This is a genomic window from Nostoc sp. 'Peltigera membranacea cyanobiont' 232, from assembly GCF_002245985.1.
GTDB lineage: Bacteria > Cyanobacteriota > Cyanobacteriia > Cyanobacteriales > Nostocaceae > Nostoc.
Genome location: NZ_NOLK01000135.1, coordinates 1 through 22,870 on the forward strand (window position 1 = coordinate 1; position 22,870 = coordinate 22,870).

9 protein-coding genes are annotated in these 22,870 nt (G+C 40.7%); all 9 read left to right on the forward strand.

The annotated features are described in order from the left end of the window. Positions 1-3,382 (forward strand): type I polyketide synthase (locus CDG79_RS30645; protein ID WP_143855623.1); only part of this gene is annotated, 3,382 nt, incomplete at its 5' end. A 23-nt stretch (positions 3,383-3,405) separates the two neighbouring features. Continuing rightward, a complete protein-coding gene (locus CDG79_RS30650; RefSeq protein WP_094345487.1) occupies positions 3,406-10,104 on the forward strand; it encodes a type I polyketide synthase in 6,699 nt (2,232 codons plus the stop codon). After that, complete coding sequence (locus CDG79_RS30655; protein WP_262985854.1) at positions 10,097-15,982, forward strand: type I polyketide synthase; 5,886 nt, start codon at positions 10,097-10,099, stop codon at positions 15,980-15,982. The genes CDG79_RS30650 and CDG79_RS30655 overlap by 8 nt, the downstream gene beginning before the upstream one ends. Positions 15,983-16,134: 152 nt before the next feature. Further along, positions 16,135-17,541 carry an acyltransferase domain-containing protein gene (locus CDG79_RS30660; RefSeq protein ID WP_094345488.1) on the forward strand — a complete coding sequence of 469 codons (1,407 nt, stop codon included), beginning with the start codon at positions 16,135-16,137 and terminating at the stop codon, positions 17,539-17,541. Positions 17,542-17,593: 52 nt separating this feature from the next. Continuing rightward, positions 17,594-18,448 (forward strand): 3-hydroxyacyl-CoA dehydrogenase family protein, encoded by an 855-nt coding sequence (locus CDG79_RS30665; RefSeq protein ID WP_094345489.1) that lies wholly within the window; start codon positions 17,594-17,596, stop codon positions 18,446-18,448. Between the two features lie 19 nt (positions 18,449-18,467). After that, positions 18,468-18,716: an acyl carrier protein gene (locus CDG79_RS30670; protein WP_094345490.1), complete on the forward strand. Its 249-nt coding sequence runs from the start codon at positions 18,468-18,470 to the stop codon at positions 18,714-18,716. 39 nt (positions 18,717-18,755) lie between these two features. Continuing rightward, positions 18,756-19,937, forward strand: a complete 1,182-nt coding sequence (locus CDG79_RS30675; protein WP_094345491.1) for an acyl-CoA dehydrogenase family protein — start codon at positions 18,756-18,758, stop codon at positions 19,935-19,937. A 152-nt stretch (positions 19,938-20,089) separates the two neighbouring features. Beyond that, a complete protein-coding gene (locus CDG79_RS30680) occupies positions 20,090-21,160 on the forward strand; it encodes an HAD-IIIC family phosphatase (RefSeq protein ID WP_094345492.1) in 1,071 nt (356 codons plus the stop codon). Between the two features lie 38 nt (positions 21,161-21,198). Further along, on the forward strand, positions 21,199-22,870 hold a 1,672-nt coding region (locus tag CDG79_RS30685), incomplete at its 3' end, for a condensation domain-containing protein (RefSeq protein WP_143855624.1).

Genomic DNA, 22,870 nt, shown 5'->3' on the forward strand with positions numbered 1-22,870 from the left:
GGGGAGAAAGTATCAATTGCTGGTAATTTCTGCAAAAACTGACTCTGCTTTAGAGACAGCAACTGCAAATTTGGCTAATCACCTGCAACAGCACCCAGAACTTAATCTTGCAGATGTAGCCTATACCCTGCAAGTGGGGCGTGCTGAGTTCAATCATCGTCGCGTGCTGGTGTGCCAAGATATCGAGGATGCAGTCAGCGCCTTACAAGATCCAGAAAGAGTTTTCACTCGCTTAGTTGAAAGTGGCGTTCACGTTGGCGCAGCCTCTCGTAGAGAAGTGACTCCGCAGGAGTATCGCCCCATCGTCTTCATGTTTCCTGGACAAGGCGCTCAATATGTGGACATGGGTAAAGAACTTTACCAAACTGAGCCGGTTTTTCAACAACAGGTTGATTTATGTTGTCAATTGCTGCAACCTCATCTTGGGTTGGATTTGCGTTCACGAAGTGACTCCGCAGGAGTATCGCTGATTTATCCCAACGAATCTGAGTCAAAAGCCGCAGCAGAAAGACTGCAACAAACTGATATGACTCAGCCCGCATTATTTGTCATAGAATATGCTTTGGCTAAATTATGGATGTCATGGGGCATTTCTCCCCAAATGATGATTGGTCATAGCATAGGAGAATATGTAGCAGCTTGCCTTGCTGGTGTATTTTCCCTAGAAGATGCTTTGGCAATAGTAGCTATCCGTGGACGACTGATGCAGCAACTTCCAGCAGGTGCTATGCTTTCGGTTTCACAAACAGAAGCAGAGATTAAAACTTTACTAAATGAAAATTTATCTTTAGCCGCCAGCAATGCTCCTTCCTTGTGCGTAGTTTCAGGAACCCATAATGCTGTAGACAGGATTCATGAGCAACTTACAGCATTAGGTGTAGAGTGTCGCCGGTTGCATACTTCTCACGCCTTTCATTCTGCGATGATGGAACCGATCGTTGAGCCATTCATCAAAGAAGTTAAAAAAGTCAAACTAAATCCGCCGCAGATTCCTTTTATCTCTAACCTCACAGGAACCTGGATAACAGCAGAAGAAGCCACAGATCCCGATTACTGGGCAAGACATTTACGCCAAACAGTGCAGTTTGCAGCAGGCATCTCTGCGTTGCAGCAAGAGGCAAATTGCATCATGCTAGAAGTGGGGCCAGGAAGCAGCTTGTGTACTTTTGTTAAAAAGCATTCAGATTCTCCAGCACTCTGTTCATTACGACATCCTCAAGAAAAACAGTCAGATACAGCATTTTTACTGAACACACTAGGCAAACTCTGGCTATATGGAGTACAGGTAAATTGGTCAGGATTTTACGCCCACGAACACCGTCATCGTCTCCCACTACCAACATATCCCTTTGAGCGGCAGAGTTACTGGATTGAAGACTATAAACAGAGACAGGATAATAGTGCTAAACCTGTGTCATTTGGCAAAAAGCCAGATATTGCCGATTGGTTCTACTTACCTTTGTGGAAACAATCTGTACCTACTGTATTGTTGAACCAGAAGGAATTGATCACTCAGAAGTCTTGCACTCTTGTGTTTCTCGATGAGTGCGGCTTGGCAGAAGAACTAGTAAAACGACTTAAGCTTGATGGTCAGGATGTAATTATAGTGAAGGTTGGGTCAAAGTTTACTAAGTTGAATGAGCGTGCATATAGCCTTAATCCTACACAACGTGATGATTATGATGCCCTGCTCAATGAACTAGTAGCACAAGACAAGATCCCAAAAACGATTGTTCATTTATGGAATGTGACTTCTGTTAGTCAGATTGAATCTGGACTTGCAGGAGTTGATAAAGTCCAAGAAAAAGGTTTTTATAGTCTGCTGTTTTTAGCTCAAGCACTTGGAAAACAGCGTATCGTAGATGAGCTTCAAATAACGGTCATTTCCAACAATATACACTCAGTCACTGGAGAAGAAGTGCTATGCCCAGAAAAGGCGACTCTACTAGGAACTGTTAAAATCATTCCTCAAGAATATCCAAATATCAACTGTCGTAGCATTGATGTTGTGATTCCAAAAGAAGTAAGTTGGCAAGAGGAGAAACTTGTAAATCAGCTGGTAAATGAGCTACAAATACAATCCTCCGATATAGTTGTTGCCTACCGTGGTTTTCATCGCTGGGTGCAAACCTTTGAAGCAGTCAAATTGCAAGAAGCAGAGGGTGGAAGATCGCAATTAAGGCAAGGAGGAGTGTATTTAATCACAGGTGGACTCGGAGGCATTGGACTTGCTCTAGCGTCACACCTAGCAAAGGCGGTACGAGCCAAACTAGTTTTGATCGGGCGTTCAGCTTTTCCTGCTAGACAAGAGTGGGAACAATGGCTAGCTACTAACGATCCCCAAGATAATATCAGTCGTAAAATTTTGAAAGTAAAGGAACTTGAAGAACTAGGTGCAGAAGTTTTAGTACTGAACGCTGATGTAGCTAACCTGGAACAGATGCAAGAAGCGATCGCAACAGTCCAGAAACAGTTTGGCCAAATCAATGGTGTTCTTCATTGTGCAGGAATTGCTGATTATGCGGGTGTGATTTCTCGAAGAACGCGAGAGATGACAGAAAATATTATGGCCCCTAAAGTCAAGGGTACACTAGTATTAGATAGCCTTTTGAAAGATGTTAAGTTAGATTTTTTAATTCTTTGTTCATCTCTTAGTTCAATTATTTATAGAAAGAAATTTAGTGAAGTTGGCTATTGTGCTGCCAATGAGTTTCTTGACGCTTTTGCTTATCATAAAACTAATCGAGATCGGACATTCACAGTTTCTATTAACTGGACTGATTGGCAAGATGTTGGGATGTCAGTAGAGGCGGTGAAGCGATTAGCTAACAAACAAGATATTTCTGATGCTAAATCCCTATTAATAGATGCTTTATTGCCTTCAGAAGGGATAAAAGTTTTTAAACATATTCTCAACAGTGCAGTCCCTCGGATTGTGGTATCGACTGAAGATTTAGCAACTGTGATTCAACGCGATCGCAATTTTAATCCCCAAGCTCTTTTGGAATCTTTAGGCAAGGCTAACCAGTCGAAATCGGTACATCAACGACCTCAGTTGAGTAATGCCTATTTTGCTCCTAGAAATAAGACTGAGCAAACAATTGCAGATATTTGGCAAAAACTACTTGGTATTGACTTAGTAGGTATCCACGACAACTTTTTTGAACTCGGTGGCGACTCTCTAGTAGGCGTTCAAGTTATTTCACAATTAAGTAAAGAATTACATATAGAAATTCCTGTAGTCAGTCTTTATGAAAGTCCAACAGTCAGTTCTTTGAGCAAAGCTTTAAATATGGAACAGGCTGACAAACCTATGGAAGAAAGGAGCGGACGGGGACAAAGACGAAGAGAAAAAAGAATGCAACAGAAGAGCGCTTTATAAAAAAATTAATAAAAGAGGTACTAATGAAAATCGATGAAACATTTTCTAATTTAGCGGGTTTAGATATAGCTATAGTGGGTATGGCAGGTCAGTTTCCAGGTGCGAAAAATATTGATCGGTTTTGGCAAAATTTGCAGGATGGAGTAGAATCAATTTCATTTCTTTCTGAGAGTGATTTAGTATCTTCAAATATCGATCCTGCGTTGTTAAATAATCCTAATTATGTTAAAGCCGCATCTATACTGGAAAACGTAGAGGAGTTTGACGCGTCATTTTTTGGTTTTGAACCTAAAGAAGCTGAAGTTATAGACCCCCAATATCGTCTCTTTTTAGAGTGTGCTTGGGAAGCAATTGAAAACGCTGGCTACGATCCTGAAACCTATAAGGGTTTGATTGGGGTTTACGCTGGGGCAAATATGAACACCTATCTATTAGAAAACCTTTATCCAAACCGCGATACTATAAATCCTGTAGATGGAGCTTTACAACCTTTACATGGCAGTGGTCAAGCTTTTCTAACTACAAGTGTCTCTTACAAATTAAATCTTAAAGGGCCTAGTATTACTATCCAAACCTTCTGTTCTACATCATTGGTTGCAGTTCACTTGGCCTGCCAAAGTTTGTTGAATGAAGAATGTGATATGGCTTTGGCTGGTGGTGTTTCAATTAAAGTTCCACAAAAAGCTGGCTATTTATATCAACAAGGAGGAATGTTGTCTCCCGATGGGCACTGTCGAGCCTTTGATGCTAAAGCACAGGGAACTGTTTTTGGTAGTGGGGCTGGAATTGTCGTATTAAAGAGATTAGAGGATGCTGTTGCTGATGGAGATTGCATTCATGCAGTCATCAAAGGTTCAGCAGTCAATAACGATGGCTCTTTGAAAGTAAATTTCACTGCCCCTAGTGTAGAAGGTCAGGCGGAGGTAATTGTAGAAACCCTGAGAAATGCTGGAGTAGATGCCGAGGATATAACCTATATAGAAACTCATGGAACCGGAACAGCTATGGGCGATCTCATTGAAATCACTGCACTCAAAAAAGCTTTTCACACTACTACTCAGAAGAAGGGTTTCTGTGCGATCGGTTCAGTGAAAACCAATATCGGACATCTAGATGCAGCAGCCGGTGTAACAAGTCTCATCAAGACTACCTTAGCGCTCAAACACAAGCTGCTCCCACCTAGTCTACACTTTGAACAAGCCAATCCCCAAATCGATTTTAATAACAGTCCTTTCTACGTCAATACCAAAGTTTCTGAATGGAAGGCAGATCGCACACCCCGTCTGACTGGGGTCAATTCGTCGGGTTATGGTGGAACCAATGCCTTTGTCATTCTCGAAGAAGCTCCGCCGATCGAATATTCGGAAGAATCCAGACCCTGGCAATTGTTGGTACTCTCGGCTAAAACCATCTCTGCGCTTGAAATTGCCACTGCGAATTTAACTGCGTACTTAAAGCAGCATTCAAATGTTAACCTAGCTAATGTTGCTTACACACTTCAGGTTGGTCGCAGAGCTTTCAACCATCGGCGGATGGTAATCTGCCATGACATTAATGATGCGATCGCTACTTTAGAAACACAAGATCCGAAACGGGTTTTTCAGGTTTACCAAGATCGCCTAGATCCTCCCGTCGTATTTATGTTTCCAGGGCAAGGAGTACAGTCTGTAAATATGGCGTTGGATCTCTACCAGACAGAACCGACGTTTCAAGAGCAGGTAGATATCTGCTCAGAGTTTCTCCAACCACATCTAGGGCTTGATCTGCGACATATACTCTACCCCAACACAGAAAAGACTCAAGAAGCCGCGCAACAATTGAAACAGACAGCAATTGCTCAACCAGCGCTCTTTGTTATCGAGTACGCCTTAGCAAAGTTGTGGATGGAGTGGGGAATACATCCCCAGGCTTTAATTGGTGAAAGCCTTGGGGAATATGTCGCTGCGTGTCTGGCAGGAGTACTCTCATTAGAAGATGCTTTAACTCTAGTAGCTGCGCGGGGACAACTCATGCAGCAGGTGCCTGAAGGTGCAATGCTTGCTATTCCACTTTCAGAAAAAGAAGTTCAACCCCTGCTAGGCAAAACACTATCTCTAGCTGAGATTAAGGAATCATCTCTTTGCATAGTTTCAGGTTTCATAGATGCTGTGGAGGTATTACAGAAGCAGCTAGCTGACCAAGGTATTGAGTGTATGCGTCTGCATACCTCCCATGCCTTTCATTCTCTGATGATGGATGCCATCTTAGAGCCATTCACAGAGGAAGTTAAAAAAATCAAACTGAATCCTCCCAAAATTCCTTTTGTATCCAATGTTACGGGAGCTTGGATTACAGAAGCGGAGGTGACAGATCCAAACTATTGGGTCAGGCATCTGCGGCAAACAGTTCGCTTTGCTCAGAGTATGCAAGAATTGTTGAAAGAACCAGAGCGCATTTTGCTAGAGGTTGGCCCTGGGCAGACTTTGAGTGCATTCGCCCGTCGTCATTCTGATAAAGAAGCCCAGCAAATTGTATTAACTTCCTTGGGCTATGCACAAGAAAGTCAGTCGGATGTAGCATTATTGTTAAATACATTGGGTCAGCTATGGCTGGCTGGAGTACAAGTAGATTGGTCGGGATTCTATACCCATGAGCGCCGTCATCGTATACCTTTACCTACTTATCCTTTTGAGCGTCAGCGTTACTGGATTGAACCCAAAATACAGGTAAACGCTCTCAAGATGGGTGAAAAGAAATTACCTGCAACCTCTCTACTAGGTAAAAAGCTGGACATTGCCGACTGGTTTTATGTCCCATCTTGGAAACGCTCCCTGCTGCTTGCTCCTGAACCAAGTCAAAAGTCAGTTTTATCTTGCACTCTTGTATTTATCGATGAGTGCGGTTTGGGTTCCGAGTTGATAAAACGACTTGAACTTGAGGGTCAAGATGTGATTACGGTGAGGATCGGGTCAGCGTTTACAAAGTCGAGCGATCGCGCATATATCCTTAATCCTCGACAACCTGATGACTATGATGCCTTACTCAATGAACTTATAGCACAAAATAAGCGCCCAAAAACCATTGTTCATTTATGGAGTGTTACACCCCACGGTTACGTAGAATTAAGACTTGAGGAAGTTGACAAAGTTCAAGAAAATGGATTTTACAGTCTGTTGTTTTTAGCTCAGGCACTTAGTAAACACCATACTGATGAATATCAAATCGCGGTTGTCTCCAACGATATGCAGGAAGTTGTCGGAGAAAAGTTGCTGTGCCCAGAGAAGGCGACTTTACTCGGACTCGTTAGGGTGATTGCGGAGGAATACTCAAACATTATCTGTCGTAGCATTGATGTTGTTATTCCCCAATTGGGAGTTAAGACTGAACCGAAACTTTTGGATCAGCTGCTCTGCGAACTACAAGCCCTAAGTTCTGAGAAGGTTATTGCTTACCGTGGAAATCATCGTTGGGTACAAACTTTTGAGCCAATTCGATTGGAGAAAGCTACCCAAGGAATATCAAGGTTAAAAGAAGGAGGCGTTTATCTCATTACAGGTGGATTAGAAGGTATTGGTCTTGTCATAGCCCAACATTTAGCACAGACTGTACAAGCCAAGCTGATCCTGACGGGAGGTTTAGCTTTTCCTTTACCAGAAGAATGGGAACAATGGCTAGCTACTCACGATGAGCAAGATAACACAAGCCGCCAGATTCGGGAAATCCAGAAACTTAAACAGCTAGGTGCAGAAGTTTTGGTAGTCAGCGCCGATGTGAGCAATTTTGAACAGATGCAACAAGCGATCGCATTCGCCCAAAAGCGATTTGGTCAGATCAATGGCGCGATCCACGCAGCCGAGGTTTCTGCTAGCGGCGTGATTTTGCAAAAAATGCCAGAAATGGCAGAAAGTATGCTGGTATCTAAAGTAAAAGGCACATTAATTCTCAATAAAATTCTCAAGGATGTTCCACTAGATTTCTTTGTTCTATGTTCATCAATCACTTCCATTGCAAGTAAATTTGGGCAAGTAGATAATGTTGCTGCTAATGCTTTTCTTGACGCTTTTGCTCGTCATAAAAGCGACCGAGATGGCACATTTACCGTATCGATTAACTGGGATTCCTGGCAGAAAGAGGGGATGAAGCAATCAACACCAATCTTGGATATTTCCCAATCTCAATTAAAAGAAGTGTCTCACCCTTTATTCGATCAATGTATAGTTGAAGGGAAAGAGCAAGAGATATACATCAGCAAATTTAGCGTCATCAAACACTGGGTTTTAGATGAACACAGGGCTATGGGTAAGGCGACACTTCCGGGAACAGCTTACTTGGAAATGGCTTTAGCCGCTTTTGAAAATCATGCGAAGAACGGAACCATTGAGATTAGAGAAGTATTTTTCTTAGCTCCCTTGGTAATAGAAGATGATGAAGAAAAAGAAGTTCGTACAGTCCTGAAAAAGAAAGGAGAGGGCTTTGAATTTTTGGTAACAAGCCAATCAAACTCAGGGTCAAAGCAATGGATCGATCATGCCAAGGGCGAAATAGCTTGTATAAAAGCAGAATCATCAGCAAAACAAGAACTCAGAGAAATTGAGGCAAGATGTAATCAAAAGGAAATAATTATTCCAGAAGGAGAGCAGAAACTTAAAACAGGATTTGTAGAGTTTGGTGCTAGATGGAATAACTTGAAACAGGCAAAATTAGGAACAGATCGGGGGTTGATTGTTATAGAACTGCCCGAAGTATTTGCCACCGATATTAATTCATATAAGTTGCATCCTGCTTTATTGGATAATGCCACAGGTTTTCTAAGTGTTGAAAACGAAGGTGTTTACTTACCGTTTTCCTATAAAAGTCTGAAAATAAAAAAATCTTTGCCAAGCAAAGTATATAGCCACATCAGATATACAGAAAATAATCAGTTCAGAGAAAGAACTTTAAAATTTAACATCACCATCATGGATGACCAGGGAAACGAACTGGTTGAGATTGAAGAATTCATCATGAGGAAAGTAGATATTGGTACAAATACTGCTGAAGAGTCTAACGGTAAACCTCGAAAAATTTCTTCCGTTTCTGCAAGCGAAAACTTCTCTTTGGAGATTGCTTCCCCTGGCATCTTAAATACCCTGACTTTCCGACCTAGCATACGCCAAAAACCAGGTCTGGGTGAGGTAGAAATCGAAGTCTGCGCGACTGGTCTTAACTTCAAGGAAGTGCTTATAGCGTTGGGGCTGCTTCCTGTTCCACCCAATGTTCGTATCAACTTCGGTAGAGAGTGTTCTGGAAAAATAGTTGCTCTGGGAGAAGGAGTTAAGGGTTTTGAGGTAGGAGATGAAGTTATGGCCTTTGGCGATTCTTGCTTTAACCAATTCACAACGACTTCTGCTTCTTTGGTGGCACTAAAACCAGATCATCTTAGTTTAGAAGAGGCAGCAACAATTCCCGTTGCCTTTATTACGGCTTACTATGCCTTGATAAAATTAGCTAGGCTTCGCCAGGGTGAGCGTGTTCTTATCCATGCTGCTGCCGGCGGTGTTGGAATGGCTGCCGTGCAAATAGCCCAGTGGGCGGGAGCCAAAATCTTCGCCACAGCAGGCAACCCGGAAAAACGAGCATTTCTGCATTCGTTGGGTATTGAATATGTTATGGATTCCAGGTCTTTGGTTTTTGCCGATGAAGTGATGAAATATACTGACGGCAAGGGTGTAGACGTGGTTTTGAATTCTCTATCAGGAGAATTCATGACTAAAAGCCTTTCACTTCTAGCACCCTATGGACGCTTTCTAGAACTCGGCAAGCGGGATATCCTCAACAATAGCCAATTAGGTCTACGACCTTTTGAGAAATGCTTATCGTTCTTTGCTACAGATGTAGGAAATGATCTCCCTGACTTTATTTCTACGTGGCACGAAGTAGTGCAACACTTTAAAGATGGTAATTTTAATTCCCTACCGCATCAGATATTTCCAATTACAGAAGTAGCTCCCGCCTTTGAATACATGGCTAAAGCCAAACATATCGGTAAGATTGTGGTATCTTGGCAGAATCAGGAAGCTTTGAAAGCGCTGGTTGCTTCGGAAGGCGAAATTAGTCAAGAAAAAAAAGAAACTGTAGCTTCTCCTGCGCGGTTAGGTTCTCCGTCTACTGTTTTTTCCACAGTTGGCTCTGGTATGCAGGACAAACCTGCTATTCTCAAGGAAGGGTTATTACCAAAAGAGAGTATAGAGGCGTTTGACCGCATTCTCGGAAGTACACTTACCCAGGTTCTAGTATCAACCCGTGATTTCTTAAATCGAGTTGAGCCGGATAATGGTTTTAACTCAGAACCTTTCCAAGAAGCCTCACAAAAGTATAATCTCTCTAAACCGACACAATCACAACCTGCGCTCAGTAGTGCCTATATTGCTCCCAGAAATGAGATTGAGCAAAAGCTTACTGTCATCTGGAAAGAACTTCTTGGGAAAGATTTGGTGGGAATACAAGACAACTTCTTTGAAATCGGTGGCAATTCCCTTCTAATAGTCCAAGTTCGCAGCCAACTGCAACAAGTATTTAATAGTGATATCGCAACGGCTGACTTGTTTGAATATCCGACCATAAGTGCCTTAGCAGAATATCTAAGTCGAAAACAGGCTGAAGAACCTGCCTTTGGGCAAGCATATAACCGTGCTAAGAGGCAACAGGAGGTTATGGAAGAAGAAATGCAACTAATGAAGCAAAGGAGGAGAACACGTGAGTAACCAGTTGAAAGGTGTAGCCATAGTTGGCATGAGTGGTCGTTTTCCAGGAGCCAAAAATGTCGATCAATTGTGGCAGAATCTGTGTAACGGTGTGGAATCAATTTCATTCTTTACTGATAACGAGTTAGTCGCTTCAGGCGTAGACCCAACTTCGTTGAATGACCCTCAGTACGTCAAAGCGGGGGCTGTGTTACAAGACATTGAGATGTTTGACGCTCCATTTTTTGGCTTTTCGCCTAGAGAAGCTGAAATCATGGACCCGCAACAACGTCTTTTTTTGGAGTGTGCTTGGGAAGCGCTGGAAAATGCTGGTTATGACCCGAAAACAGACAAAAATCTAATTGGTGTTTATGCAGGGGGTAACTTAAGTACCTATTTGCTTAACAATCTGGCCTCACACCCTGAACTCATTAAAGCGCTGGAGTCACAAATTACAATTGCTAATGATAAAGACTTTATATCCACACGAGTTTCTTATAAATTAAACCTAAAAGGGCCCAGTATTAGCGTCGGTACGGCCTGCTCTACGTCATTAGTAGCAGTTCACTTGGCGTGTCGAGGATTGCTAAGTTATCAGTGTGATATGGCACTGGCTGGTGGTATTGCGATACAAGTTCCACAAAAACAAGGTTATTTCTATCAAGAAGGTGGCATGGCCTCTCCTGATGGTCACTGTCGGGCTTTTGATGCTAAAGCACAGGGTAGCCCTTTCGGTAAAGGAGCGGGTATTGTCGTGCTGAAAAGATTGGAAGATGCTGTAGCTGATGGGGACTGCATTTATGCGGTTATCAAAGGTTCAGCCATCAATAACGACGGTTCCGAGAAGGTGAGTTACACCGCACCCAGTGTAACAGGCCAAGCAGAAGTGATTGCCGAGGCTCAGGCGATCGCTAACTTTGATTCTGAAACAATCACCTACATTGAAACCCACGGAACTGGTACACCTCTAGGCGATCCAATTGAATTTAGGGCACTTAAAAAGGTGTTTAGTGCCGGAACTAGCAAAAAGAACTTCTGTGCTATTGGTTCAGTCAAGACTAATGTCAGCCACCTGAGTTCAGCATCTGGTGTGACGGGCTTGATCAAAACACTCCTGGCGCTCAAACACAAGATGATTCCGCCTACCCTGCACTTTGAAGAACCCAATCCTGAGATTGACTTCGCTAACAGCCCCTTTTACATCAATACTCAACTTCATGAATGGAAAATAGACGGAACTCCTCGCCGGGCTGGGGTTAGTTCTTTTGGCATCGGTGGAACTAATGCTCATGTTGTTTTAGAGGAAGCCCCAGGAGAGGAGCAGGGGAGCAGAGGGGCAGGGGAGCAGGGGAGAAAGTATCAATTGCTGGTAGTTTCTGCTAAAACTGACTCAGCTTTAGAGACAGCAACTGCAAATTTGGTCAATCACCTGCAACAGCACCCAGAACTTAACCTTGCAGATGTAGCTTATACATTGCAAGTTGGGCGGCATGGTTTGAGCCATCGGCGCACAGTTGTTTGTCAAGATACTCAAGATGCGATCGCAGCTTTCCAAAATCCTAAAAGAGTCCTGACTAGCACTCAGGAAACGAATCAGCGCCCAGTAGTCTTTATGTTTACTGGTTTGGGAACCCATTATATCAACATGGGTTCTGAATTATACCAATTAGAACCAACTTTTCGCGAACACCTCGATCGCTGTTGCTTGTTGTTTCAACCTCTGTTAGGTCTTAATCTCAAAGAAGTTATTTATCCTACTTCCTCCGCCAAGCAAGAAGCAACAAAAGAAAAATCAGGTATCGATTTACGCCAAATGCTTGGTCGTGATACTCAATCAGCAGATCCCGCCGCCCAAAAATTAAATCAGACATACCTCACTCAGCCAGCATTGTTTGCCATTGAATATGCTTTAGCTCAATTATGGATGTCCTGGGGCATTCGTCCAGTAGCGATGATTGGTTACAGCATTGGTGAATATGTGGCCGCAACAATAGCCGGGGTATTGTCTCTAGAAGATGCGATTACTCTTGTTGCTAAAAGAGCGCAAATGATTCAAGAGTTGCCAGGGGGAGCAATGCTAGCAGTTCCCTTAACAGAGGAAGAAGTGCAACCTTTCTTGAATGAAAACCTTTCCTTATCAGCAGTCAATGGCTCATTCCAATGTGTACTTGCGGGAACTACACAGGCTATAGAGGAACTAGCAGGCAAGTTTAGTGCTAAGGGGTTAGCCTGTCGGCAATTGCAGACTTCTCATGCCTTTCATTCTTACATGATGGAAGCGATCGCTGACTCTTTCACCGAACTGGTTAAAAATATCAGTCTCAAACCACCGCAAATTCCTTATATATCTAACGTTACAGGAACTTGGATCGCAGCAGAGCAAGCCACAAATCCCAGCTACTGGACACAGCATCTATGCCAACCGGTGCTATTTGCTGATGGAATACATCAGTTGTGGACACAACACAATCCTATTTTGTTGGAGATAGGCCCAGGACAAGCATTAAGCAGTTTAGCAATGCAATGTTTAGATAATGTTCCTGATGATAACAAGGTAATATTATCCTCATTGCGCTATGCTTATGAGCGACAATCTGACGTTACTTTTATCCTCAACACATTAGGACAACTATGGCTTGAGGGAATCAAGATAGATTGGTCGGGATTTCATGCCCATGAGCGCCGATATCGCCTTCCCTTGCCAACATATCCCTTTGAGCGACAAAGATATTGGATTGAACCACAAAAATTATTACCTGCACAAAGAAATATCCAGCCCACATTAACAGCATCAAAGCTTTGGAAATCTTTGGTAGAAGCTGGTCAACTTCAAGCTAGTGCAGGGGCTTTGGAATTTGACGAGCAAATTTCTCAAGCGAAAAGGGAGTGTTTAGATCGTTTATGTATTGCTTATATTAATCTTACAACTGCACATTTAGGAGCTTTTAGCAATCCCACTAAAAAGTATTCTCTGGAAGAGTTATTTGACCAATGTCAGATTATTCCTTCCTATAGAGAATTGTTCGGTCGATGGCTGGAAATATTGGTAGAGCAAGGTCAATTGCATGGAGAGCAAGAACTATTTACTAACTTTTTACCAATATCAACAGACTTTGTTAATAAAACATTGGTAGAAGTCAGAGCCAAATGGGCAGACACACCGCAACAAATAGATTTGCTGCAACTGTATGGCGAAAATATGGTATCTCTGCTGACTGGTAAAAAAGAACCATTGGAGTTCCATGTTTCTACCTTATTAAAATCAGGAGAATTTTCAGTCCAAGAATCGCCTGAAAATAAGTACTACAACTCCATCATGCGGATATGCCTAGAACAGGTATTAAAATCATTACCACCTCAAGTAAATCTCAGAATTCTAGAACTTGGGGCTGGAACTGGTACTGGCACGAGAGAATTATTACCTATATTGCCATCAGAGAAAACAAATTATACCTTCACTGATGTGGGAGGTTTTTTCCTGAATGCAGCTAAGAAGAAATTTAGCGATTATCCATTTATTGAATACCAATTGCTAGACCTTGAGCGATCGCTACAAGAACAAGGATACTCAAATCACAGCTTTGATGTAATTGTAGCTTTCCAAGTGCTGCACGTAGCTCGAAATATTGGAGAAACTCTCGATCGCATTCGCTCTTTACTCGCTCCTGGAGGTTTACTTCTATTTTGGGAAACAACTCAACCCAGATTAGAATTTGAGTTCATTGATGCGCTGCTGATGAATCCGATAGAGAACCCAGAAAGCGATCGCAACATGTGCAATCCCTTTTTATCCAAAGAGCAGTGGCAAGAAGAACTCAAATCTCATGGTTTTGTGCAGGTGACAGCTTTCTCAGAATTCGCACCTTTCACAGACCACATAATTGTCGCTCAAGCTACTACGCAAACACCGCAAAAAGCACCAGCAGCATTTACAGCGTTACTTCATGAACAAGAAGAAGTTTCATTTAGCAAAAAGTCCAACATTGCTGACTGGTTTTACATCCCTTCATGGAAACGTTCGTTACCACCACAGTCAAACAGTCAGGTCAAACAAGCAGAACGTTGGTTGGTATTTGTCGATGAGTATGGGTTAGGCGCTCAAATCGTGAAGCGCCTCGAACTTGAAGGTCATGATGTAATTACCATCAGAGTTGGGGAGCAATTTGGCAGCAAAAGCGAATCTTCAGAGAAGCATTTGGGCAAGCGTGCATATACAATAGCACCTCAACAACAGGATGATTACAATACCCTACTCAAAGAACTTCGCGCTCAAGATTTAATACCAAAAAGAATTATTCATCTGTGGAGTGTAAGCCAGTCAGAATGTGCAAACTTTGATACAGCCGAAACACAAGGATTTCAGAGTTTGCTGTTTTTGGCACAGGCGCTAGGAAAACAGAATTTCACTGATGAGTTACAGCTTGCAGTTATCTCCAACAATATGCAAGCTGTAACTGGAGTTGAAAATCTCTGCCCAGAAAAAGCAACCCTACTTGGACTTGTTAAGGTTATCCCACAAGAATATTCAAATATTAAATGTCATAGCATTGATGTTATTATTCCCTTATCAGAAAGTTGGCAAGAAGAGAAATTTGTAGAACAACTACTGACAGAACTTAAAGCCAATTCCTCTGACTCAGTTATTGCTTACCGTGGTTTGGAACGTTGGGTACAAACCTTTGAGTCTGTCCAATTAGATGCAAACCTTCTGGATACACCCAGGTTAAGAGAAAAAGGAGTCTACTTAATTACTGGTGGACTCGAAAAAATAGGACTTGTAGTAGCCGAACATCTAGCAAAGACAGTACAGGCAAAACTGCTGCTTTTAGAGGCTGAAGGTTTTCCCAACCGACAGGAGTGGTTAGAGTGGCTGAAAACTCACGATGAGCAAGATAACATCAGCGGTAAGATTCGGAAAGTGCAGGAACTAGAAAATCTGGGCGCAGAAGTCTTAATCAAGAGCGTTGATGTAGTTAATGTAGCACAAATGCAAAGTGCGATCGCTCAAGCCCAAGAGCAGTTTGGTCAACTAAACGGAGTGTTTCATACAACCAAGATAGCTCTAGAGAATTCATTTAGTGCTATTACAGAGATAAACCCAACGCAGTGCGAACAGCAATTTCAAGCAAAGAAACAGGGACTATTAGTATTAGAAAAGGTTTTACAGTCCCAAAAGCTTGATTTTTGTCTATTAATGTCTTCATTAACCTCCGTTTTAGGAGGATTAGGCTCTGTTACCTATTCAGCAGCAAGCCTTTTAATGGACGCTTTTGCTTACCAGCATAATCAGAAAAATCCTGTTCCTTGGATGAGTATTAATTGGGATACATGGCGATTTGGATCAGAAAATTTACAAATACCTACTAGTACAAGATTGGCTGAATTCGCCATCGAACCTTTAGAAGGTATTAAGACCCTTGAACAGATTCTTTTGTGGAGCCAATATCATCAAATAGTTGTCTCAACTGGTAATTTACAATCTAGAATTGACCAATGGATTAGATTAAAGCCTTTACACCAGAAAACTACTGCCCAAAAAGTTAATTTATCTTCTCGTCACTCAAGACCGAACTTGAAAAATCTTTATGTTGCTCCTAGTAATGATGTAGAACAAAAATTAGTTGAAGTTTTTCAAGAGTTACTAGGTATTGAGCCAGTAGGTATTCATGACAGCTTTTTTGCACTAGGGGGAGACTCCCTAACGGGAACTGTACTCATTTCTCAACTTCGCAAAAACTTTCAAATAGAACTACCTGTTCGTTCTCTTTTTGAAGCCCCCACCATCGATGAATTAGCTTTGGTGATTGAAGAAATTCTCATAGAAGAGTTAGAACAATTATCTGGAAATGAAACAAGTGGGGATATAAAAAAAACTCTTGATGTGCAATTTTCAAACTAGTAGTCTGTCAAGAACTAATTGACGGATAAATTCCCTGTAGAGACGGCGATTTATCGCGTCTCTCTAACCTTAGTCACAATAGGATAAATCGATGAGAACATCAAAAAATAATTCTTACTAATGTTAATTAGCCATTTTGGAGTTTGTAAACAATGCTTACTAGCCCTTCTCGCCCTTGGCAGTTATTAGTAATTTCTGCAAAGACCGACTCAGAACTAAAAACTGCTACTGTCAACCTTGCAGATTACTTGAGACAGCATCGTGATTTTAACCTTGCAGATGTTGCTCATACATTGCAACGCGAACAACAGGCTTTTAAACATCGGCGGACGGTTGTTTGTCAAGATATAGAAGATGCTCTAGTTGCACTTCAAGATCCAAGGCGAGTACTTACCAACATCCAAGAAACAGAAGAACGTCCTGTAGCCTTTATGTTTCCTGGACTTGGTACTCATTACGTCAACATGGCTTGGGAACTTTACCAAGTTGAACCCGTATTTCGCGCATCAGTTGACTACTGTTGTGAATTTCTCAAACCCCTTGTTGGTAAAGATTTACAAGATATAATATATCCAAACAGAGCTTCTCAACAAGACCAACAGTCTTTCAAAGAAAATTCTCCCGGTCTAGATTTGCGAAAAATGTTAGGTCGCAGCCAGACACCAGCAGACGCAAAGATGGAAGCTGCTAAATCTTTACTCAATCAAACTCACCTGGCTCAACCAGCCATTTTTGTAATTGAATATGCCCTAGCACAGCTATTGATATCCTGGGGAATTCGTCCGGCGGCAATGATTGGCTATAGCATTGGTGAATATGTAGCAGCGACTTTGGCAGGGGTTTTATCTTTACAAGAGGGGTTAACACTAATTGCTGCAAGAGCGCAGATAATTCAAAAGTTGCCAGGTGGAGCAATGCTTGCAGTTCCACTTTCGCAAACAGAGATATCTCCCCGACTCAATGATAAACTCTCACTATCTGCGGTCAATGGGCCACACATGAGTGTAATCGCAGGTGAAACCAATGCTATAGAAGTTTTAGAACAACAGTTAACACAAAAAGGTTTAGCTTGTCGCCGTCTGGAAACGTCTCATGCTTTTCACTCTCAGATGATGGAGAGTGCTACCTCTGACTTACGTGAGTTGGTAAAAACATTTAACCTCCAACCACCAAAAATTCCCTATATATCTAACGTTACAGGAACTTGGATAACAGCAGCAGAAGCTACAAATCCCGATTATTGGGTTAAGCATCTTTGTCAACCTGTGTTGTTTGCTCAGGGTATGCAGGAGTTGTGGAAACAACAATATCCTATTTTGTTAGAAATAGGCCCTGGACAGACTCTAGGTAGCTTTGCACTGCAATGTATAGAAAATAATCCAGCAGTTAGTCAAATTATCTTACCTTCTCTTAGATATTCTTACGATAATAAATCAGACTTAGCATTCTTACTTAAAACACTGGGTAGGCTTTGGTTGACAGGAGTGCAAATAGATTGGGAAAAATTTTATGTTGATGAGCATCGTCATCCTATTCCTTTATCGGCCTCTCTCTTTTAATGCAAAAACTAACTTAAATACAATAATATCCAAACGGAGATGAGTTGAAGTTATGAATATTCAAACAGTAGGTGTTGTTGGTGCAGGGGTAATGGGAATAGGGGTCGCACAAAACCTAGCTCAAACAGGCCATCAAGTTATCCTGGTAGATATTTCAGAAAATACCCTAGATAAAGCTAAACACGAAATCAGGAATAATATCCGCTTTCAGGGTTTTTTCAAAAAAAGTGATAATACAGAAACCCCAGATAGTATACTCAATAAAATAGAATTTTCTACCAACTATAAATTTTTAGAAAATACAGATTTTGTAGTAGAAAATGTCACAGAAAAGTGGGATATTAAAAAAGAGGTATATCCTCTACTAGATTCTATCTGTCCAGAAAATTGCGTATTCGCTGCTAACACATCAGCAATTCCCATTACCCAGATTGCTTCAGCTACTAAGCGTGCTGATAAAGTTGTTGGTATCCACTTTATGAATCCTGTACCAATGAAGCCGATGGTGGAGATGATTCGTGGATATCATACCTCTGATATAACAATTGAGATAGCAAAAAAAATGCTAGCTCAGATGGGTAAAGAATGTATCATTGTTAATGATTCACCTGGTTTTGTTTCTAACCGAGTGTTGATGTTAACTATTAACGAAGCTGTTTTTCTATTGCAAGACCAAGTTTCTACAGCAGAAGATATAGACAAAATCTTTAAAAGTTGTTTTGGTCACAAAATGGGGCCTTTAGAAACAGCAGATTTGATTGGTTTAGACACCATTTTATTTTCTATCGAAGTCTTATATGAAAGCTTTAACGATAGTAAGTATAGACCATGCCCCTTACTCAAAAAAATGGTAAATGCCGGGTTACATGGTAGAAAAAGTGGTAAAGGATTTTACGCATATCAGTAAATAGGAATAATCAAGACAAATGAATGAAATTAAAGCTAAAATCAAAAATTTCCTTTCAAAATTTTTCGGCAATCATGATTTGCAACCAGATGAAGATATTTTTGCGCTCGGTTTTGTCAATTCTATGTTTGCCATGCAACTTGTTTTGTTTGTAGAGCAAGAGTTTCAGATTACCATTGAGAACGATGATTTAGAGCTTGAAAATTTTCGCACAATCAACTCTATCGTCAATTTAATTGAACGTAAAACTGCTATTCTCGTGCAGTAAGAAACATACGTTGCCATTTTAGGTGGCATAAATGATATTATGAAACTAGAACTATCTGCCCAACAAAAAAATGCTCAAGCTAAATTTAGAGCTTTTGTTAATGAGGAAATATATCCTAGTGCTGGGGAATGGGATAGAAAAGAATTTACTCCACCAGAACTAATTAAGAAAATCACCGAACATGGTTTTCTCGGTGCCATATTACCCCAGGAATATGGTGGTAAAGGAATGGACATGATTACTTATGGTATTCTCAACGAGGAAATTGGACGGGGATGTTCTTCTGTACGGAGTTTGCTTACAGTTCACAACATGGTTGCTTATGCTTTGTGTAAATGGGGTAATAAGTCTCAAAAAGAGTATTGGCTGCCCAAATTTGCATCTGGAGAAATCATAGCTGCTTTCGCATTGAGTGAACCTAATGTAGGTAGCGATGCTAAAAGTGTAGAAACAACAGCAACACTTGCAGGTGATGCTTATGTCTTGAATGGGCAAAAAAAATGGATTACCTATGGACAAATAGCAGATGTATTTTTGGTCTTTGCTAAATGCGAGGGTAAACCCACAGCTTTTTTAGTTGAAAAAAATAGCCCAGGACTTTCTGTCAAACCAATGTCTGGTATTTTAGGTGTTAGGGCTTCAATGTCAGCAGAATTGCTGTTTAATAACTGTCATATTTCTTCAGAAAATTTAGTAGGTAAATTAGGATTTGGATTTTCCTACATTGCATCTTCTGCACTTGATTATGGTAGATATAGTGTAGCATCGGGTTGTGTAGGTATTGCTCAAGCTTGTTTAGAAGCTTGTATCAAGTATACAAATGAACGAAAACAGTTTGGCGTTTATCTGAAAGAACATCAATTAATCCGCCAAATGATTACTCAAATGATAACTAAAGTGAAAGCAGCAAGACTGTTATGTTATCAGGCTGGTTATCTCAAAGATATTAACGACCCCAACTCAATTATGGAGACTTCTATTGCAAAGTACTTTGCATCGACAGTGGCTACCAAAATAGCAAATGATGCCGTGCAAATTCATGGTGGCAATGGTTGTAGTAATGAGTACCCAGTTGAAAGGTATTTACGAGACTCTAAAATTATGGAAATCATTGAAGGTAGTACTCAAATTCAAGAAATTACTATCGCCGAATCAGGTTATCAGGATTATCTTTTTTCAACTGTTCCTACTGTATTAGAAAAAAATGTTATTTTTAAATAATGTTTTTTATCAGCAAATAAAGATAATTAGACTTTACAAAATAAGAAGAAGTAGACTGAGCTTTTGATTTAGCTACGAGCTATCAGGTAAAAACTCATAGCTGATAGCTGACTGCCCAAAGATAAGTACACCGAACAGAAAGAGTTTTATATATGATTAGCATTAAAGAACAAGATGTAAATAGTAAAGAAAAAGATAAAAAAGTTATTAAATGTGTTGTTTGGGATTTAGATAATACTTTATGGCACGGAGTTTTGCTGGAAGATGAGAAAGTTTTTCTGCGAGAAAATATAGTAGATATTATTCAGACTTTAGATCGTCGTGGTATCCTACAATCTATAGCTAGTAAGAACGAACCTACTACAGCAATAGCCAAACTAGAAGAATTTGGTTTAAAAGAGTATTTTTTCTATCCACAAATCAACTGGAACTCTAAAGCATCTTCTCTCAAAGAAATTGCTGATTTACTTAATATTGGGATAGATGCGATCGCTTTTATTGACGATCAATTATTTGAACTAGAAGAAGTAAAATTTTCCTGTCCACAAATCCTCTGTATTAATGCTGATGAAATAGAGTATATTGTAGATATGCCAGTTATGAATCCTCGGTTTATTACAGAGGATTCAAAATTAAGAAGGCTAATGTATCTTAATGATATAGAACGAAATAGTTTCGAGAAAGAATTTATTGGAACTCAAGAAGAATTTTTAGCCACACTCAATATGACTTTTACTATCTCTTCTGCTCAAGAAGATGATTTACAAAGAGCCGAAGAATTAACAATAAGAACAAATCAATTAAATACAACTGGTTATACATACTCGTATGACGATTTGAATCAGTTTCGACAATCTGATCAGCATAAAATATTGATTAGCAGTTTAGAAGACAAATATGGGAATTATGGAAAAATTGGATTAGTTCTTTTGGAATGTGAAGAAGTTGTGTGGACTCTAAAACTTTTGCTAATGTCTTGTCGCGTCATGTCTAGAGGTGTCGGCACAATTATGCTAAATCACATTATGAAATTGGCTAAAAATAGTAATGTCCGTTTGCGTGCCGAGTTTATTTCAAATAATCGGAATCGCATGATGTTCATATCTTATAAGTTTTCAGGTTTTCAGGAAATAGATAAAAATGGAGATTTGCTGATTTTAGAAAATGACCTAACGCGAATACAGCCTATCCCTGAGTATGTGAAGGTCAAAGTTATAAATTAAAAAATATTGCTAGTTCTCGTAGTTCGATAGGGGAGATTATGGACACAAAAAAAGATGAAGTTTTAAAACGACGGTCAAAGCTTTCACTCGTACAGCAAGAGCTTCTTAAAAAGCGCTTACAAGGTGAAATTGACTCTGACTTACAATTAGAAGTTATTCCAAAACGTTCCCAAATAAGTCCTGCTCCCCTATCCTTTGCTCAACAACGCTTATGGTTTTTGGCCCAGTTAGAGCCAAACAGTCCTTTCTACAACATCCCTGCTGCTGTTCGCCTACAGGGACAATTGAATCTAGAAGCATTGCAACAAAGTTTCAACGAAATTATCAGTCGCCATGAAGCGTTGCGAACCAATTTCCAAACAATAGAAGGGCAAGCAATATCTGTCCTTTCTGAAGCGACACCCTTAACATTACTAATATTTGATATTAGTGAGCTACCTTTAAATCAACAAGAAGCTGAAGTCAGACAACAGGCTTCTCAAGAAGCACAAAAACCTTTTGTTCTCAACAGCGACTTGTTAGTAAGAGCAAAGCTATTGAGACTTAGTAAACAAGAATACATATTATTACTGACAATGCACCACATCGTCTCTGACGGTTGGTCGATAGGTGTTATGGTGCGCGAATTGGTAACACTTTATCAAGCATTCTGTGATGGACAACCCTCACCGTTAGCTGCACTGCCAATACAGTATGTAGACTTCGCGGTTTGGCAAAAACAATGGCTGCAAGGAGAAGTACTCGAAACTCAGATATCTTATTGGCTTAAGCACTTAGAGAATGCACCAAAAGTATTAGAATTACCTACAGACCACCCAAGGCCAGCAATTCAGAGTTTCCGGGGTGCAACCTACTTATTTAAGTTATCTTTAGAATTATCCACATCCCTAAATAAATTAAGTGAGCAGCAGGGAAGTACTTTATTTATGACTCTGTTAGCAGGTTTCCAAACACTGCTATGGCGTTATACGGGTAAGGAAGATATTGCGATCGGTTCACCGATCGCTAACCGCAACCGAACAGAGATAGAAGGGTTAATTGGATTTTTTGTCAATACCTTGGTATTGAGAACTAACCTGGCAGGAAATCCCAGCTTTGAAGAGCTACTAAAAAGGGTGCGGGAAGTAGCGTTAGGAGCTTATGCACATCAGGATTTGCCTTTTGAGTTGTTAGTTGAGCAACTGCAACCACAGCGAGACTTAAGCTATACACCATTATTTCAAGTGATGTTTGTGCTTCAGAATGCACCGATGTCTGCGTTAGAGTTGCCTGGTTTGACTTTAACTCCCTTAGAAAGCAATAGTGATAGTGCCAAGTTTGATTTAACCTTACAAATGACAGAAACAGAGGAGGGGCTAGTTGGAAGTTTAGAATACAATACTGATTTATTTGAAGAAAAGACGATACATCGAATGGCGGATCATTTGCAAACGTTGCTTGAAGGAGTTGTTGCTAATCCGCAGCAGCGTTTGTCAGAGTTACCACTGTTGAGTGAATCTGAGCGGCATCAATTACTGCGGGAGTGGAATAATACAGAAGTTGAGTATCCTCAACAACAATGCATCCATCAGTTATTCGAGGCTCAAGTAGAACGCACACCTGATGCAGTAGCAGTAGTATTTGAAGATGAACAGCTAACCTACTGTGAACTCAACACCAGAGCAAATCAACTAGCCCATTATTTGCAAGCTTTAGGAGTAAAACCAGAGG